Genomic DNA, 16,108 nt, shown 5'->3' with positions numbered 1-16,108 from the left:
CTCATCCGTAAGGATGGGCGGGGCCATGTGTTGATCGCGCGCGTTTCGTACGAGGGGATTTCCGATGGAACAGGTGCCGGGCAGTCCGCAGGGCCCCCAGGACGCGCAGGGTCCGCCCCGCTGCTACCGGCACCCCGACCGCGAGACCGGGATCCGCTGCGCCCGCTGTGACAAGCCCATCTGCCCGGACTGCATGGTCAGCGCCTCTGTGGGCTTCCAGTGCCCGGACTGTGTGCGGGGCGGTTCCGGTACGGGGCACGGTCCGGCGGCCAGCCGGCCGAGGACCATCACGGGCGGCACGATCGCGGCCGACCCGCGCCTGGTCACGAAGATCCTGATCGGGATCAACGTGGCGGTGTTCATCGCGGTCCATGTGTGGGACCGGCTGCTCTCCGACTTCGTTCTGATCGGGGCGTGGCCTCCCGCGCCCTACGTCCCGGACCAGGGCGTGGCCGGCGGCGAGTGGTATCGCCTGGTGACGTCGATGTTCACGCACCAGGAGGTGTGGCACATCGCGTTCAACATGCTGGGCCTGTGGTGGCTCGGGGGCCCGCTGGAGGCGGCGCTCGGCAGGGCCCGCTACATCGCGCTGTACATGGTCTCGGGGTTGGCCGGCAGTGCGCTGACCTACGCGATCGCGGGGCCGAGCGAACAGTCCCTCGGTGCGTCCGGGGCCGTCTTCGGACTCTTGGGCGCGACCGCGGTGCTGGTGCGGCGCCTCAACTACGACATGCGCCCCGTCATCGGCCTGCTCGCGCTGAACCTGCTCTTCACGTTCACGTGGGGAAACATCGCCTGGCAGGCCCACGTCGGCGGTCTCGTCGCCGGTGTGGTCGTCGGGTACGCGATGGTCCACGCCCCCAGGGAGCGCCGCTCGCTGGTGCAGTACGGGACCTGTGCGCTCGTCCTCGCCGTGGTGGTCGTCACTGTGCTTGTGAGGACGTCCCAGCTCACTTGAGCTAGGTCTGTGGCCCACGTTGTCCACAGACGGTGCCGGAACCTGTGCACTCGGTGGGGAACAGGTGTGCCCCTCGTCGCTGACCTGGGTTTCCCCAGCCAGGACAAGGGGCGAACATGTGGGCGAGCTGCGATGCGTCAGTCACACCGGCGTCAACGCCCGGTGAGTTATCCACAGATCTTCCGACCTTTTCCCCACTGTGGAAACAGCTGTGGATAACTCAGTGGATAGCTAGGGGCAGAGCTACTTCCACTGCGTGGAAACGCCGAACCCGGCGGCGATGAAGCCGAAGCCCACGACGATGTTCCAGTTGCCGAGCGCGTCCAGCGGCAGGGTGCCGTTGGTCACGTAGAAGACGACGATCCAGGCAAGCCCGATCAGGAACATCGCGAGCATCACCGGGGCTACCCAGCCTCGGTTGGTCAGCTTTATATTCGCCGCCTGCTTCGACGCCGGCGGCGGCGTGTAGTCGGCCTTCTTGCGGATACGTGACTTCGGCACGAGGGTCTCTCCTGTCGATGCGCTGCGTGGCCGCGCAGGGAACGTGGGCTGGCTCCGGGCAGCGTACAAGGGGAATCTGGGCGCTCCCCCGGGCGTCCGTTAGCGTAGTGCTTCCGCGGCGCTGAAGGAGATAAGGGTACGTTGAGCAATTCTGCCGACTCCCAGGGTGAGCCCCCCGGCGGGGGCCGCCCCCGTGCGCGCCTGCGACCTGTGCGAATTTTGACGGTGGCCGTGTTCGCCCTGGCCGGGCTGATCTTCTTCACCAGCTTCAACACCGCCAAGGGCACCAACATCCGCACGGACGCCTCGCTGCTGAAGCTCTCCGATCTCATCCAGGAGCGCAGCCACAAGAACGGCCAGCTCGAGGAGTCCAACGGCGCGATCCGTGACGACGTCGACGCCCTCACCGAGCACGGCGGCGCCGGCACCAAGGCCGAGGACGCCAAGCTGTCCGCCCTGGAGAAGGCGTCCGGCACCAAGAAACTGCGCGGGCAGGCCGTCTCGGTCACGCTCGCGGACGCCCCGCCGAACGCCACCGCCAAGCTCCCCGGCTACCCCGAACCCCAGCCGAACGACCTGGTCATCCACCAGCAGGACCTCCAGGCCGTCGTGAACGCCCTGTGGAACGGCGGCGCGCAGGGCATCAAGGTCATGGACCAGCGGCTCATCGCCACCAGCGCCGTGCGCTGCGTCGGCAACACCCTGATCCTCCAGGGCCGCGTCTACTCGCCCCCGTACAAGATCACCGCGGTCGGGGACCCGGAGAAGCTGAAGCAGGCTCTCGCCGCCTCGCCCCAGATCCAGAACTACATGCTCTACGTCAACGCCTACGGGCTCGGCTGGAAAGTCGAGGACGACGGGGCGGTGACTCTTCCCGGTTACTCGGGCACAGTGGATCTCCACTACGCGAAGCCCGTGGAGTAGCCGCCTGGGGGAGCCTGTGCCGGTCCGAGTGGTCGTCAGGACATTCAGTGAGCTGTGCATCACGGTCGGCGCCCTGATCGTCCTGTTCGTCGCCTACGTGCTGTTCTGGACCGGCGTGAAGGCCGACAGCGCCATGGACCACCAGATCGACACCCTCCAGAACCAGTGGTCCAAGGGATCGGTGGCGGTCGAACAGCCCCGCCCGGGCCCGTCGCCGAGCCAGAGCGAGAGCCAGAGCGACAACCCGAGCCCCGCCCAGGACCAGGAACAGGGCCAGCCCCAGACCCCGACCCCCTACAAGGACGGCAAGCCGTTCGCCGTCATGTACATCCCCCGGCTCGGTTTCACGTGGAACAAACCGGTGCTCCAGGGGACGGGCGTGGACATCCTCAAGAAGGGCCTCGGCCACTACGCGGGCACGGCACAGCTCGGGCAGAAGGGGAACTTCTCCGTCGCCGGCCACCGCCGCACCTACGGCGACCCGTTCAAGGACTTCCCGAAGCTGCGCCCCGGTGACGCGGTCGTCCTCACCGACGGCACCACCTGGTTCACCTACCGCATCGACACCAAGCCCTACAAGACGCTCCCCAGCGATGTCGCCGTCATCGACCCGGTGCCGCGCAAGTCCGGATACAAGGAGCCGGGGCGCTATCTGACGCTGACGACGTGCGAGCCGGAGTGGGGTCACAGCCACCGGCTGATCGTCTGGGCGCACCTTGATGCCACCCAGCCCGCGGAGGCCGGGAAACCGGAGGCCCTGCGCCGTTAGTCTGTTGCCGTACGGCGACGGAAGGGACGGCATGTACGGCTGGATCTGGCGGCATCTGCCGGGAAACACGTGGATCAGAGTACTGATCTCGCTACTGCTCGTCCTCGTGGTGGTCTACGTACTGTTCCAGTACGTCTTCCCGTGGGCCGAGCCCCTGCTGCCCTTCAACGATGTGACGGTGAACAACTAGTGGGCGAGCGCAGCCGCAGCCGCATTCTCGTGGTCGACAACTACGACAGCTTCGTCTTCAACCTCGTCCAGTACCTGTACCAGCTGGGCGCAGAGTGCGAAGTGCTGCGCAACGACGAGGTCGAGACGCGGCACGCGCAGGACGGCTTCGACGGCGTACTGCTGTCCCCGGGCCCGGGGACCCCTGAACAGGCCGGTGTCTGCGTCGAGATGGTGCGCCACTGCGCGGCGACCGAGGTGCCCGTCTTCGGCGTCTGCCTCGGCATGCAGTCCATGCAGGTCGCGTACGGCGGCGTCGTGGACCGTGCCCCCGAGTTGCTGCACGGCAAGACGTCCCTGGTGCGGCACGAGGGCAAGGGCGTCTTCGCGGGGCTGCCGAACCCGTTCACGGCGACCCGCTACCACTCGCTCGCCGCCGCACCGGACACGGTCCCCGGCGAACTCGAGGTCACCGCGCGCACCGAGGACGGCATCATCATGGGCCTGCGCCACCGTGAACTGCCCGTCGAGGGCGTGCAGTTCCACCCCGAGTCCGTCCTCACGGAACACGGTCACCTGATGCTGGCCAACTGGCTGGCCGCCTGCGGCGACAAGACCGCGGTGGCACGATCGGCCGGGCTCGCCCCGGTCGTGGGCAGGGCCTCGGCGTGACCGCCCTGCGCCCCGAGCGCGAGGGAGCCTCGTACGAGCAGGAACCGTACGAGGCTGCCGACGCGTTCGAGGCGGCCGTTCAGAGTCTCGACGACCCACTGAACGATCCACTGCCCGGGCAGCACCCCTCGCCCTGGTTCCGCGCCGCGGACGCGTCCGAGGAGCCCCAGCCGTACCCTCAACCCCAGCCCCACGCTCAACAGCCGCTCCAGGCCCAGCCGTCGCCCCAGCCGGAGCAGGAGTGGTACGACCCGCAGGGCTACGCGCAGGACTGGTACGGCGGCGAACAGCAGACCCCACAGGCCCCGCAGCCGCAAGCACCACAGCCGCAGGTACAGCTGGCGCCGCAGCCCGCGTACGTGCCGCCTGTCAGCGAGTACGAGGCGAGACCGCCGCGGCCCGTCCCGGACGACGAGACGGTAGCCCTGCGCACCGCGGACACCCGGCGAATAGTCGAACCCGGCACAGACGCAGACGCGTACACAGACGTAGACACCGACACCGCCTCCGACTCCGGCACGCCCGGGCGCTCCGCCGCCGCGCCCGTGGTGACCGGTGGCCGGGCCGCGCGCAGGAAGGCAGCCAAGCACGGCGGCAGGCGCTCGGCGGTGGCCGCGCAGACCCCGGAGCCCGCCTCCCCGCCGCGCAGCCGCCTGGAGGCGCGCAGGGCCGCGAGGGCGAGCAAGCCCAGTACCGGCGAGGTCGCCAGCCGGGCGATCGGCGAAACCTTCATCACCATCGGCGTGCTGATGCTGCTCTTCGTCACCTACCAGCTGTGGTGGTCGAACATCCGGGCCCACCAGCAGGCGGGCAGCGCGGCGCACCACCTTCAGGACGACTGGGCGAACGGCAAGCGCGAGCCGGACAAGTTCACGCCCGGCCAGGGCTTCGCGATCATGCACATCCCGAAGCTGGACGTCGTCGTGCCGATCGCCGAGGGCATCAGCAAGACGAAGGTCCTGGACCGCGGCATGGTCGGCCACTACGGCAAGGACAGCATCGAGACGGCGATGCCGAGCGCCAAGACCGGCAACTTCGCGGTCGCGGGGCACCGCAACACGCACGGGGAGCCGTTCCGCTACATCAACCGCCTTCAGCCGGGCGATCCGATCGTCGTCGAGACGCAGGACACGTACTACGTGTACAAGATGACGAGCATCCTTCCGCAGACCCCGCCGAGCAACACGACCGTCCTCAATCCGGTCCCGCAGGGATCCGGGTTCACGGCTCCGGGCCGGTACATCACGCTGACCACGTGCACGCCGGAATTCACCAGTACGTATCGAATGATCGTCTGGGGCAAGATGGTCGAGGAACGGCCGCGCAGCAAGGGGAAGCCGGACGCGCTCGTGCAGTAGCGGGGCAAGCAGCAAGTAACAAGCACAGGTTCAGGGACAGGGACGGGGCACAAGCAGTGGCAGCGACGACCGACCACGACGAGCGGGCCGGCGAGGCGCCGCCCGCGCCACGACGCGGCCGTGGCCGCATCGCCGGCGCCGTCAGTCTCTTCGGTGAACTCCTCATCACGGCGGGCCTGGTCCTCGGTCTGTTCGTCGCCTACTCGTTGTGGTGGACGAACGTGGTCGCGGACCGCGCCGCGCACAAGCAGGGCGACCAGGTGCGCGACCAGTGGTCCGACCATGGCCCCGGCGCGCTCGACACCAAGAACGGCATCGGCTTCCTGCACGTGCCGTCGATGAAGAACGGTGAGGTGCTCGTCGAGAAGGGCACCTCGTCGAAGATCCTCAACGACGGTGTCGCCGGCTATTACACCGACCCGGTCAAGTCCGCGCTGCCGACAGACGCGAAGGGCAACTTCACGCTCGCCGCGCACAGGGACGGGCACGGGGCGAAGTTCCACAACATCGACAAGATCAAGAAGGGCGACCCGATCGTCTTCGAGTCGAAGGACAAGTGGTACGTCTACAAGGTGTACGACATCCTCTCCGAGACGTCGAAGTACAACGTGAAGGTCCTCGCCCCGGTCCCCAAGGAGTCGGGCGTGAAGAAGCCCGGCCGCTACATCACGCTGACGACGTGCACGCCCGTCTACACGTCCATGTACCGCTACGTGGTGTGGGGCGAGCTGGAGCGGATCGACAAGGTCGACAGCGATCGGACGCCGCCGCCGGAGCTGCGCTGACGGCGCCGCCGGCACAGGTAAGCGACCCGCACCCAAGCCCCCTCGCACCTGAGCGCCCCCCGTACGTGAGTACCTCCGTACGTAAGTACCTCCGCACGTAAGAACCCCGAGTCACGACCCGAAGAGCCCCGCACGTAGAACCGGCGAACACCACCCGAAGAGCCCGCACGAAAGAACCCCGGCACCGCGTCTGCGATGTCGGGGTTCTTTCAAGACGGGCGGGCACCTAATGGCCGGTGACGCCTCCGAAGATCCCGCCGCCGCCGTTGTCCCCGCCGCCGTTCTGGCCGGGCGGGGTGGTGAGCAGGGTGACCGTGTCGCCCTTGTTCACCGGCGAGTTGGGGCCGGGCTGGCTGGTCACGACCGTGGCGTTCGGGTCGTTGGACGAGCCGGGCGCCAGAGCCGGGACGAGACCGAGGTCCGTCAGCTGCTTCTGTACTTCCTTCAGCTTCTTGCCGGCGATGTCACCGGGCACCGTGATCTGCTGGGCCGCCTTGGCGACCTTCAGGACGACCGTGGAGCCGGGCTCGGCCTGACTGTTGGCGGCGAGGCTCTGCGAGAACACCTTGCCGGCCTCGACCGTGGTGTTCTCCTCCTCGGTGCAGGTGCCCTTGAGGTTGTTGTCGGCCAGCTGCGCCTTCGCCTCGTCGCACGTCTTGTTGGAGACGTCCGGCACGGTGGAGAGCTTCTTCTCCTTGGCGACAGTCAGGGTGATGGTGCTCCCCTTCTGTACTTCCTTGCCGGAGATCGGGTCCTGGTCGAGGACCGTGCCCGCGGTCGCGCTGGACTCCTTGCTCTCGGTCTTGACGACGAACTGGTAGTCGTTGCCCTCGAGCTTCGCCGTCGCGTCGTCGACGTTGTCGTCGATGACGTTCGGCACCGCGACCTTCGGCGCACCGGTCGACACCGTCACCGTGATGGTGTCGCCCTTCTTGACGTCGGTCCCCGCGGCCGGGCTCTGCGTGCAGATCTGGCCCTTGGGGAACTTGTCGCAGGGCTCCTTCTTCGAGGCGTCGAGCGTGAGGTGCGTGTTCTTGGCGGCGAGCTTGGCATCGGGGACCGTCTTGCCGACGAACTTGGGCGCCGCGAACGGGGTGTCGTTTCCGCTCCCCTCGGTGAACCACTTGCCGATCAGGATGGCGCCGACCAGGACGAGGATGCCGGCGAGGACGAGCAGGATCGTCGACGTGCGGCTCTTGCTCTGGTTCTGACGGCGCCGGTCGGGGCGGTCGTCGTAGCCGTAGCCGCCGTCGTCCGGATTGACCGGGGGCAGCATCGACGTCTGGCCGCCGCCGTTCTGCGGGTGCAGCATCGCGGTCTGCTGGTCGTCCGGGTGGCCGCCGTAGCCGACCGCGCCCATCGCCGCGGTCGCCCCGACCGGCTGCCCGTCGAGGCACGCCTCGATGTCGGCGCGCATCTCGTCCGCGGACTGGTAGCGGTAGTCCGGGTCCTTGGTGAGGGCCTTGAGGACGATCGCGTCCATCTCGGGGGTGATCTCGGAGTCGAAGACGCTCGGCGGCTGCGGCTCCTCGCGCACGTGCTGGTACGCGACCGCGACCGGGGAGTCGCCCACGAAGGGCGGCCGCACCGTCAGCAACTCGTAGAGGAGACAGCCCGTCGAATAAAGGTCGGACCGCGCGTCGACCTGCTCGCCCTTGGCCTGCTCCGGGGAGAGGTACTGGGCGGTGCCGATCACGGCCGACGTCTGCGTCATCGTCATGCCGGAGTCGCCCATGGCGCGGGCGATGCCGAAGTCCATCACCTTGACCTGGCCGGTCCGCGTCAGCATGACGTTGGCCGGCTTGATGTCACGGTGGACGATGCCCGCGCGGTGCGAGTACTCGAGTGCCTGGAGGATGCCGATCGTCATCTCCATGGCACGCTCGGGCAGCAGCTTGCGCCCGGAGTGCAGCAGCTCACGCAGCGTGGATCCGTCGACGTACTCCATCACGATGTACGGGATGGAGGTCCCGTCGATGTAGTCCTCACCGGTGTCGTACACGGCGACGATCGCGGGATGGTTGAGCGAGGCGGCCGACTGGGCCTCCCGGCGGAACCGGGCCTGGAACGACGGGTCGCGCGCAAGGTCGGCGCGTAGCGTCTTCACCGCCACGGTGCGGCCGAGCCGGGTGTCATGGGCGAGATAGACCTCCGCCATGCCACCACGGCCGAGCACCTGGCCCAGCTCGTACCGGCCGCCGAGGCGACGCGGCTCTTCCATGGTTACCTACCAGCCCTCTCCGTCGGTCCCGACCGTCACCCGTGCGGGGTCGGGCGGTGTGCTGTCCGGGCATACCGTACCCGGCCTGTCGTGCCTGACCTGCCCGAGACCGTCACCCGATACAGGACCGGTATCGCAACGTGCACCGTTGTGAAGAAGACGTGATCGGGGTCACTTCTTGCCGAGCACCGCTTCCATCACGCTCTTGGCGATCGGGGCGGCCAGACCGCCACCGGAGATGTCGTCACGGTTCGCGCTGCCGTCCTCGACGACCACGGCCACGGCGACCGGCGAGCTGCCGTCCTTGGCCTTCGCGTAGGAGAGGAACCAGGCGTACGGCTTCTCACTGTTGTTGAGGCCGTGCTGGGCGGTACCCGTCTTGCCGCCGACCGTGTAGCCGGGGATCTGCGCGTTCGTACCGGTGCCGTCGCTGACGACCGTCTCCATCATCGACTGAAGGATCTGGGCGTTCTTCTCCGACAGCGGCCGGCTCATCTCCTTCGGCGTGTGCTGCTCGATCGTGTCGAGGCTCGGCGCCTGCAGCTCATTGACCATGTACGGCTCCATGAGCTTGCCGTCATTGGCGACGGCGGAGGCCACCATGGCCATCTGCAGCGGAGTCGCGGCGGTGTTGTACTGACCGATCGAGGACAGCGCCGTCTGCGACTTGTTCATGTTGTCGGAGAACACGGACGCGTTCGAACGGACCGGCGTGAACTGCTGCTTGTTGAAGCCGAACTTCTCCGCCGTCTCCAGCATCTTGTCGTTGCCCAGGTCGGCGCCGATCTTGCCGAAGACGGTGTTGCAGGAGTAGCGCAGGGCGACCCGCAGCGTCGCGTCCTCACAGGGGATGTTCCCCTCGTTCTTGAGCGGCGTCGTCGTGCCGGGCATCGTCCACGGCAGCGGCGTATCCGTCTTCGCGTCCGGATCTGTGTAGAGGTTGTGCTCCAGCGCGGCCGCCGCGGTCACGATCTTGAAGGTCGAGCCGGGCGGGTACGTCTCGCGCAGCGCGCGGTTCGTGAGCGGCTTGTCCTTGTTCTTGTCGAGCTTGGTGAAGGTGTCGCCGTCCTTCTGCAGGATCCCGGCGAACGACGACGGGTCGTACGAAGGCGTCGACGCCATCGCGAGGATCGCACCCGTCCTCGGGTCGATCGCGACGGCGGCACCCTTGCCACGGCTCTTGAGACCGTCGTACGCGGCCTTCTGCGCGGCGGCGTTGAGGGTGGTGACGACGTTGCCACCCTCCTTCTTCTTGCCGGTGATCATGTCCATGGTGCGGCGGAAGAACAGCCGGTCGTCGTTGCCGGTGAGGATGCCGTCCTCGAGGGACTCGATCTGGGTCGCGCCGACCAGCTGCGAGGCGTACCCGGTGACGGGCGACCACATGGGCCCGTCCTTCCAGGTCCGCTTGTACTTGAGGTCGGTGCCGTCCGTCGCCACGGAACCCGTGATCGACTTGCCGTCGACGATGATGTCGCCGCGCGGCTGCGCGTACCGCTCGATGGCGACGCGCGGGTTCTGCTTGTCGGACTGCAGCTTGTCGGCCTGGGCGTACTGGAGCCAGTTGTCGCGGATCAGCAGGGCGAGGACGAGGAGCCCGCAGAAGATCGCGATCCGGCGCAGGGGCTTGTTCACGGTCGGACCACCTGGGTCATCTCGGCGTCGGGGCTGGGGGCGGGGGCCGGCGCCGGGCGGCGCGCGGTATCGCTGATACGGATCAGGATGCCGATCAGCGCCCAGTTCGCGATCACGGAGGAACCGCCGTACGCGAGGAACGGCATGGTCATACCGGTCAGCGGGATGAGACCCATGACACCGCCGGCGACGACGAACACCTGGATCGCGAACGCGCCGGACAGACCGGCCGCGAGCAGCTTGCCGAACGGGTCACGGGCCGCGAGCGCCGTACGCAGACCGCGCTCGGCGATCAGCCCGTACATCAGCAGGATCGCCATGATGCCCGCGAGGCCGAGCTCCTCGCCGAACGTGGCGAGGACGAAGTCGGAGTTCGCGGCGAACTTGATCAGGTCGGAGTGGCCCTGGCCGAGGCCCGTGCCGAGCACGCCACCGGAGCCGAACGCCCACAGGGCCTGCATCGCCTGCTCGGAGTGACCGGCGACGCCCTGCCTGCTCAGCATGTACTCGTGCATCGGGTCGAGCCACGCCTGGACACGGCTCTGCACATGCGGCTCGAACGAGGCGACACCGACCGCGCCGACCGCCGACATCAGCAGACCGAACACGATCCAGCTGGTGCGCTCCGTGGCGACGTACAGCATCACGACGAACATGCCGAAGAACAGCAGCGACGTACCGAGGTCCGTCTCGAAGACCAGGATCAGGATCGACATCACCCAGACGACGATGATCGGTCCGAGGTCACGGCCACGCGGCAGGTACAGGCCCATGAAACGGCGGCTGGCCAGCGCGAGCGCGTCCCGCTTCACCATCAGATAGCCCGCGAAGAACACCGCGATGACGATCTTCGCGAACTCGCCGGGCTGGATGGAGAACCCACCGATGCTGATCCAGATCTTCGCGCCGAACACGTTCATACCGAGACCCGGCACGAGCGGCAGCAGCAGCAGGATCAGCGCGCCCACCATCGAGATGTACGTGTAGCGCTGCAGGATGCGGTGGTCCTTGAGCAGCATGAGCACGCCCACGAACAGGGCGATGCCGATCGCGGAGTACATCAGCTGGTTCGGCGCGTCCGGGCTGAACGACCCGTACTGCGACTTGGCCAGCTGCTGCAGGCGCTCCGACTGGTCCAGGCGCCAGATGATGACCAGACCCATGCCGTTGAGCAGGGTCGCGATCGGCAGGAGCAGCGGATCGGCGTACGGCGCGAACCGGCGTACGACGATGTGCGCGACGCCCGCGAGCAGGCCGAGGCCCAGGCCGTAGCCCAGGAGCCCGGCGGGCAGCGAGCCGTCGATCGCCAGGCCCACGTTCGCGTACGCGAAAACGGGGATGACGACGGCGAACGCGAGGAGCGCGAGCTCGGTGTTGCGCCGGCTCGGCGCACCGATCGCGCCGATGGTCGACGTGTGTGTAGTGCTACTGCTCATGGCGTGCAAAGGCCCCCAACGGCTGCTTACTGCTTACCGCACAGCGGGACCAGCTTCTGCTCATCCTCCGAGAGGCTGGGGCCAGGTGTGGGCGTCGGTGCGGTCTTGGACTTGGCCGTTCCGGACGGCGTGGGTGTCGGACTCGGCGCTGTCTTCGCCGAGGCGCGTGACGTGGTGAAAGACGTCTTGGTGGCGCCTGTGGTGCCACCCGCCTCGCCCTCGCCGGTCTTCGCGTTCTGCTCGTTCTCCGCCTGGCGGCGCTCGGCGTCCTTCTTGCAGGCCGAGGCCTGCATCGACAGCTCGCCGATCTTGTCCTTGGCGTCGCCGAAGCTGCCCTCGGTGATCGTCGCCTCGACCTGCTTGCGCTGGTACGGCGGCAGGTACTTGAGTTCGATCTCGGGGTGGTCCGTCTCGACCTTCGACAGACTCACCCACGCCAGGTCCTGGCTGATGCCGCGGTACAGCGCGATATGCGACTCGTTCGAACCGACGTAGTACTGCGTCTGCGTCCAGCGGTAGCCGCCGTACAGACCACCGCCCACGACGGCCAGCGCCAGGACGATGAAGAAGGATCTCTTGAGCCACTTACGGCCGCGCCGCGGCTTGACGAAGTCGTCGTCCCCGTACGAGCCGAAGTTTCCCTCGGGAGCGTAACCGGCCGGGTCGCCGCTGCCGGGCGGGCCGAACTCGCCACCGCCACCGCCCTGCCCGGGCACCTGCCTGCCCGACCCGCGGCCGAGCTCCGACGCACGGCCCGCGGGGGTCTGCATCGCTCCGCCGTCGTGCAGCTGGTGCTGCTGGTTCTCGGCGACCGCACCCACGATGACCGGAGCGTCGGACAGCTGACCGGCGAGGGTGTCACCGCTGTCGATGTCCAGGACGTCCGCCACGATCACCGTGATGTTGTCCGGGCCACCGCCGCGCAGCGCCAGCTGGATCAGGTCCTGCACGGTCTCCTGCGGGCCCTGGTAGCTGGCGAGGGTCTCCTCCATCGTCTGGTGGGAGACCACGCCGGACAGGCCGTCGGAGCAGATCAAGTACCGGTCGCCGGCCCGCACCTCACGGATGGAGAGGTCGGGCTCGACGTGATCACCACTGCCCAGCGCGCGCATGAGGAGGGACCTCTGCGGGTGAGTGGTGGCTTCCTCTTCCGTGATGCGGCCCTCGTCGACGAGGCGCTGCACCCAGGTGTGGTCCTGTGTGATCTGCGTCAGCACACCGTCGCGCAGCAGATACGCGCGCGAGTCGCCGACGTGCACGAGTCCGAGGCGCTGACCCGTCCACAGCAGAGCGGTCAGGGTCGTCCCCATGCCTTCCAGCTGGGGGTCCTCCTCGACCATCACCCGCAGCTGGTCGTTGGCCCGCTGCACGGCCGTGCCGAGCGACGTGAGGATGTCGGAGCCGGGAACGTCGTCGTCGAGCGCGACGATCGTCGAGATCACCTCCGACGAGGCGACCTCACCGGCGGCCTGACCCCCCATGCCGTCGGCGATCGCGAGGAGACGCGGACCGGCGTAGCCCGAGTCCTCGTTCCCCTCGCGGATCATGCCTTTGTGCGATCCGGCGGCGAAGCGCAGTGACAGACTCATGCGCACCTCGCCCGTCGGCTCCGGGTACATCCGCACGGTGCCCACCCTCCGGTCGGGAGCGCGCTCAGGTCTTGGGGGACCGCGTCGGCTCGCTCGCTCCGCTCGCTCATTGTCGTACTACTTCCGCAGCTCGATGACGGTCTTGCCGATGCGGATCGGCGCGCCCAGCGGAATCGGTTGCGGGGTGGTCAGCCGGGCCCGGTCGAGATAGGTGCCGTTGGTGGACCCGAGGTCCTCCACGATCCACTGTCCGTCCCGGTCCGGGTAGATCCTGGCATGCTTGCTCGACGCGTAGTCGTCGTCGAGGACGATCGTCGAATCGTGCGCACGGCCCAGCGTGATGGTCTGGCCCTGCAGCGCCACCGTGGTGCCCGTGAGGGTGCCCTCGGAGACGACGAGTTTCGTGGGGGCGCCGCGGCGCTGCCGCCCGCCGCCTCCACCGCTGTTCTGCTGCTGGGCGCGCTGCTGCGGCGGCGCGGCCTGGCGGGCTGCCGCCTGCTGCTGGCGCCCGCTGTCACGACGCGACCCGCGCTGGGTGACGCGCGTACCGAACAGGTCGCTTCGGATGACCTGGACGGCCACGATCACGAACAGCCACAGAACGGCCAGGAAACCCAACCGCATGACCGTCAGGGTCAGCTCTGACATTGCCCCCGCTTCACCCTTCGGCTTGCCGGTAAATGATGGTGGTACTGCCCACGACGATCCGCGAGCCGTCGCGGAGCGTAGCGCGGGTGGTGTGCTGCCCGTCCACCACGATGCCGTTGGTGGACCCGAGATCCTGGATCGTCGAGGGCGTTCCGGTCCGAATCTCACAGTGCCGGCGAGAGACGCCGGGGTCGTCGATCCGCACATCGGCTTCGGTGCTGCGGCCGAGGACCAGCGTGGGGCGCGAGATCTGATGGCGTGTGCCATTGATCTCGATCCAGTGACGCACTTGAGCGCCGGGCAGCGGTCCTGCCTGGTTACGCGGCCGAGCTCCCGCCGGTGCCTGCCCGGGGCGGCCCGGAGGCGGCCCCGCGGGCATCGGCGGCGCGCTCGCCGGCGGCTGGCCGTACCCCCCGGCAGCATTTGCCGCCGGCGGATAGCCGTAGCCTCCGCCCGCCGCCGGGGGCGCCGAAGCGGGACCCCGGCCGGACTGCGGCGGCTGCTGGGAGGGCTGGGACTGCTGCTGGCTGGAGCTCGACGCGAGCGTGCGGCTGCGTACCCGGTACAGACCCGTGTCCAGGTCGTCCGCCTTCTCCAGGTGGACCTTGATCGGTCCCATGAAGGTGTAGCGCTGCTGCTTCGCGTAGTCGCGCACCATGCCGGACAGCTCGTCGCCGAGCTGCCCCGAGTAGGGGCTGAGGCGCTCGAAGTCCGGCGCGCTCAGCTCCACGATGAAGTCGTTGGGGACGACGGTCCGCTCGCGGTTCCAGATCGTCGCGTTGTTGTCGCACTCGCGCTGGAGGGCGCCGGCGATCTCGACGGGCTGGACCTCGGACTTGAACACCTTGGCGAAGGTGCCGTTGACCAGACCCTCGAGACGCTGCTCGAACTTCTTCAGGACTCCCATGGGGCACCTCCTCCTTCGTTTTCGTCCTGGTACTGCTTACTGATCGTATCCACGCGCCGGGAAATCGGCTGGTTCCCCCTGTCAGCCCGGTCGATGAGTGTCGACCCTCACAGCTGGATCGTAGAGGGGGTCCCTGGACAGTGTCCCGCACGCGGCGGGGGAGCCGGGAGGGGACGGGGAAGGTGGGGGTGCGGAGCTTGGGTGCGTAGGTGGGATCGGCGGTGTGGACGGGGTCGGCGGTGGGGTTGCGGAGTGGGGGCACTGCGGGGTGGCGTGGATCCCCTTCGGAGGGCTTCGGACGGCCGGCGGAGTGCTTGTTGAGTGTTGGCTGTGTGCTCAGGACTGCTGGCGGACCGCATCGGATGCGAGGTCAGCGGGGGTGGGCCTGCCCAGCAGGTGCCCACGAAAACGGATGTGAATCCACCCTCTGCAGCGTGCTAATCTTCTGGATGTCGGAAGGCGCTCACCCCGAAAGGGCGAGGGGCCGGAAGGCACACCCAATGCGCGGGTGGCGGAATAGGCAGACGCGCTGGATTCAGGTTCCAGTGCCCGAAAGGGCGTGGGGGTTCAACTCCCCCCTCGCGCACAAGTCGGAAGCCCCGCAGATCTCAGATCTGCGGGGCTTCCGCGTTTTCCGGACGTGGGCGGTCCTGTGCGGGCGCGGGTCCTGGCTCGGGGGGCGCCCGGTCCTGAGTGCGGGGCCTGAGTGCGGGTCCCGGCTCCGGCGGGTTCGGCCGGTTCGGCCGTGAGGACAATCACAGTGATTGGTGAAGGGTCCCCCAGCGTCCTACGGGACGGGGGGACCCTCGGGACCGCGGTACTTCCGTGCGCGTCGGTGACGGCGCGGAGCGTCAGGCGGCGTCGGCGGAGAAGCGTGCGGCGAGCTCCTTGGCCCGGGCGTCAGCGTCCTCCAGGGCCTTGGTGCGAGACGCCTCGGCGAGCGGGATGAGCTCGCTCATCGCCGGAGTCGTGTGCGCCAGGGTCAGTTCGGGAACGATGAAGTCCACGTCCAGGCCCAGCATCGTGCCGAGAAGGTCACGCAGGTAGTTCTGCACGTACTCGAAGGCCTCGCGCGGGGTGCCCGGCGCGTACGAGCCGCCGCGGCTGGCGACGACCGTGACCGGCGTCCCCTTCGCGGACGGCGTCTCGCCGGCGGTGCGCCCCATGAGGATCACCTGGTCCAGCCAGGCCTTCAGGGTCGACGGGATCGAGAAGTTGTACATAGGGGCGCCGATCAGCACCGCGTCCGCCTGCTCCAGTTCCTCGATGAGCTTCAGACGCTCGGCGAAGGCCACGGCCTGCTCGGGGCTGTGGGTGGCGGGGTCGGCGAAACCGGCGGAGGCGCCGACCGTGTCCAGGTGCGGGACCGGGTTCACGGCCAGATCGCGGTAGATCACGGTGCCGTCGGGGTGCTGCTCCTCCCAGGTCTTGCGGAAGGCGTCGGCGACGCTGCGGGAAGCGGAGGCCGAGCCGGGCCAGACGGACGAGTCGACGTGCAGAAGCGTGGGCATTGGGGGTCTCCAAAGGTGCGGGTGGT

At 68.3% G+C, this 16,108-nt stretch carries 15 protein-coding genes and 1 tRNA gene; 8 read left to right on the top strand and 8 right to left on the bottom strand.

Annotation, left to right across the window (positions count from 1 at the left end):
* Window positions 1-64: 64 nt before the first annotated feature.
* Window positions 65-958 carry a rhomboid family intramembrane serine protease gene (locus OG456_RS18140; RefSeq protein ID WP_266562261.1) on the top strand — a complete coding sequence of 298 codons (894 nt, stop codon included), beginning with the start codon at window positions 65-67 and terminating at the stop codon, window positions 956-958.
* Between the two features lie 243 nt (window positions 959-1,201).
* On the opposite strand, the gene crgA is transcribed toward OG456_RS18140, so the two are convergent.
* A complete protein-coding gene (gene crgA, locus OG456_RS18135; RefSeq protein ID WP_116512061.1) occupies window positions 1,202-1,459 on the bottom strand; it encodes a cell division protein CrgA in 258 nt (85 codons plus the stop codon).
* A 201-nt stretch (window positions 1,460-1,660) separates the two neighbouring features.
* Between crgA and OG456_RS18130 the strand changes: the two genes are divergently transcribed.
* The 6 genes from OG456_RS18130 to OG456_RS18105 are packed head-to-tail and all read left to right on the top strand — an operon-like array spanning window position 1,661 to window position 6,135.
* On the top strand, window positions 1,661-2,383 hold the full coding sequence (locus OG456_RS18130) for a DUF881 domain-containing protein (protein WP_227300456.1): 723 nt from the start codon (window positions 1,661-1,663) through the stop codon (window positions 2,381-2,383).
* A 16-nt stretch (window positions 2,384-2,399) separates the two neighbouring features.
* Window positions 2,400-3,152 (top strand): class E sortase, encoded by a 753-nt coding sequence (locus tag OG456_RS18125; RefSeq protein ID WP_266562258.1) that lies wholly within the window; start codon window positions 2,400-2,402, stop codon window positions 3,150-3,152.
* A complete protein-coding gene (locus OG456_RS18120; protein ID WP_266562256.1) occupies window positions 3,103-3,342 on the top strand; it encodes a hypothetical protein in 240 nt (79 codons plus the stop codon). Before OG456_RS18125 ends, OG456_RS18120 begins: the two co-directional genes overlap by 50 nt.
* Window positions 3,342-3,992, top strand: coding sequence for an aminodeoxychorismate/anthranilate synthase component II (locus tag OG456_RS18115; RefSeq protein ID WP_266562254.1), 651 nt, complete (start codon window positions 3,342-3,344; stop codon window positions 3,990-3,992). Before OG456_RS18120 ends, OG456_RS18115 begins: the two co-directional genes overlap by 1 nt.
* A 5-nt stretch (window positions 3,993-3,997) precedes the next feature.
* A complete protein-coding gene (locus OG456_RS18110; RefSeq protein ID WP_266569325.1) occupies window positions 3,998-5,350 on the top strand; it encodes a class E sortase in 1,353 nt (450 codons plus the stop codon).
* A 56-nt stretch (window positions 5,351-5,406) separates the two neighbouring features.
* Window positions 5,407-6,135, top strand: a complete 729-nt coding sequence (locus OG456_RS18105) for a class E sortase (RefSeq protein ID WP_266562252.1) — start codon at window positions 5,407-5,409, stop codon at window positions 6,133-6,135.
* 226 nt (window positions 6,136-6,361) lie between these two features.
* Here OG456_RS18105 and pknB read toward each other — a convergent pair whose 3' ends face one another.
* The 6 genes from pknB to OG456_RS18075 form a co-directional block, all read right to left on the bottom strand.
* On the bottom strand, window positions 6,362-8,356 hold the full coding sequence (pknB, locus tag OG456_RS18100) for a Stk1 family PASTA domain-containing Ser/Thr kinase (protein ID WP_266562250.1): 1,995 nt from the start codon (window positions 8,354-8,356) through the stop codon (window positions 6,362-6,364).
* Window positions 8,357-8,527: 171 nt separating this feature from the next.
* Window positions 8,528-9,991: a penicillin-binding protein 2 gene (locus OG456_RS18095; RefSeq protein WP_266562248.1), complete on the bottom strand. Its 1,464-nt coding sequence runs from the start codon at window positions 9,989-9,991 to the stop codon at window positions 8,528-8,530.
* Window positions 9,988-11,427 carry an FtsW/RodA/SpoVE family cell cycle protein gene (locus OG456_RS18090; protein ID WP_266562246.1) on the bottom strand — a complete coding sequence of 480 codons (1,440 nt, stop codon included), beginning with the start codon at window positions 11,425-11,427 and terminating at the stop codon, window positions 9,988-9,990. Before OG456_RS18090 ends, OG456_RS18095 begins: the two co-directional genes overlap by 4 nt.
* A gap of 26 nt (window positions 11,428-11,453) precedes the next feature.
* Window positions 11,454-13,046, bottom strand: coding sequence for a Stp1/IreP family PP2C-type Ser/Thr phosphatase (locus tag OG456_RS18085; protein ID WP_323136410.1), 1,593 nt, complete (start codon window positions 13,044-13,046; stop codon window positions 11,454-11,456).
* An 87-nt stretch (window positions 13,047-13,133) separates the two neighbouring features.
* Complete coding sequence (locus tag OG456_RS18080) at window positions 13,134-13,664, bottom strand: FHA domain-containing protein (RefSeq protein ID WP_100597256.1); 531 nt, start codon at window positions 13,662-13,664, stop codon at window positions 13,134-13,136.
* 10 nt (window positions 13,665-13,674) lie between these two features.
* Entirely contained in the window at window positions 13,675-14,571 is an 897-nt protein-coding gene (locus OG456_RS18075) for a DUF3662 and FHA domain-containing protein (protein ID WP_266562241.1), read from the bottom strand.
* 502 nt (window positions 14,572-15,073) lie between these two features.
* Between OG456_RS18075 and OG456_RS18070 the strand changes: the two genes are divergently transcribed.
* Window positions 15,074-15,157 (top strand) — tRNA-Leu (locus tag OG456_RS18070).
* A 265-nt stretch (window positions 15,158-15,422) separates the two neighbouring features.
* Here OG456_RS18070 and OG456_RS18065 read toward each other — a convergent pair.
* On the bottom strand, window positions 15,423-16,082 hold the full coding sequence (locus OG456_RS18065) for an FMN-dependent NADH-azoreductase (RefSeq protein WP_266562239.1): 660 nt from the start codon (window positions 16,080-16,082) through the stop codon (window positions 15,423-15,425).
* Window positions 16,083-16,108 lie beyond the last annotated feature (26 nt).

This window comes from Streptomyces sp. NBC_01446, assembly GCF_026340095.1.
GTDB classification, from domain to species: domain Bacteria; phylum Actinomycetota; class Actinomycetes; order Streptomycetales; family Streptomycetaceae; genus Streptomyces; species Streptomyces aureus.
This window is presented reverse-complemented; position numbering and strand designations above follow the sequence as displayed.

Excerpts from the sequence above, each read along its gene's own strand:
- OG456_RS18140 (WP_266562261.1), top strand. The coding sequence starts at position 65 with ATGGAACAGGTGCCGGGCAGTCCGCAGGGCCCCCAGGACGCGCAGGGT.
- OG456_RS18120 (WP_266562256.1), top strand. The coding sequence starts at position 3,103 with ATGCCACCCAGCCCGCGGAGGCCGGGAAACCGGAGGCCCTGCGCCGTT.
- pknB (WP_266562250.1), bottom strand. The coding sequence starts at position 8,356 with ATGGAAGAGCCGCGTCGCCTCGGCGGCCGGTACGAGCTGGGCCAGGTG.
- OG456_RS18090 (WP_266562246.1), bottom strand. The coding sequence starts at position 11,427 with ATGAGCAGTAGCACTACACACACGTCGACCATCGGCGCGATCGGTGCG.
- OG456_RS18085 (WP_323136410.1), bottom strand. The coding sequence starts at position 13,046 with ATGTACCCGGAGCCGACGGGCGAGGTGCGCATGAGTCTGTCACTGCGC.
- OG456_RS18080 (WP_100597256.1), bottom strand. The coding sequence starts at position 13,664 with ATGTCAGAGCTGACCCTGACGGTCATGCGGTTGGGTTTCCTGGCCGTT.
- OG456_RS18075 (WP_266562241.1), bottom strand. The coding sequence starts at position 14,571 with ATGGGAGTCCTGAAGAAGTTCGAGCAGCGTCTCGAGGGTCTGGTCAAC.
- OG456_RS18065 (WP_266562239.1), bottom strand. The coding sequence starts at position 16,082 with ATGCCCACGCTTCTGCACGTCGACTCGTCCGTCTGGCCCGGCTCGGCC.